Origin of the sequence: Pelotomaculum sp. FP (assembly GCF_004369245.1) — a bacterium.
GTDB classification, from domain to species: Bacteria; Bacillota; Desulfotomaculia; order Desulfotomaculales; family Pelotomaculaceae; genus Pelotomaculum_C; species Pelotomaculum_C schinkii.
Genome location: NZ_QFGB01000167.1, coordinates 1 through 509, shown reverse-complemented (window position 1 = coordinate 509; position 509 = coordinate 1). Strand labels below are relative to the sequence as shown.

The following is a 509-nucleotide window of genomic DNA, read 5'->3' as shown; positions in this document are numbered from 1 at the left end:
TGGGCTGACGCTCCTGATGAGCCGGTTGTAGAAAAAGACGAGCCCGATTTCATTAAGAACGTCTTGCGGATCATGGCCAGGAACGAGGGAGATACGCTTCCCGTCAGCGCCTTTAAAGGTGTGGAAGACGGCACCTTCCCGCCCGGCACTACCGCATATGAAAAACGCGGCGTGGCAGCGTTTGTGCCCAGGTGGATCAAAGAAAACTGCATCCAGTGCAACCAGTGTTCGTTTGTCTGCCCGCACGCAGCCATCAGGCCGATCCTGTTGACCGAGGAAGAAGCCAAGAACGCTCCGGCTGCGTTTGAAACCAAACCAGCCATCGGCAAACAGCTCTCCGGGTTAGCTTATCGCATGCAGGTCACACCGTTGGATTGCATGGGCTGTGAAGTCTGCATGAATACCTGCCCGTCGAAGGAAAAAGCCCTCGTTATGGAACCCATTGACAGCCAAAAAGAAGTTGAAGCAGCCAACTGGGAATTTGCCATGACGATTCCTGTAAAAGACAA

General features: G+C 53.6%; 1 protein-coding gene. It reads left to right on the top strand.

From position 1 onward, the window contains the following. Nucleotides 1-509 (top strand): 4Fe-4S dicluster domain-containing protein (locus tag Psfp_RS21210; RefSeq protein ID WP_134220484.1); only part of this gene is annotated, 509 nt, incomplete at both ends.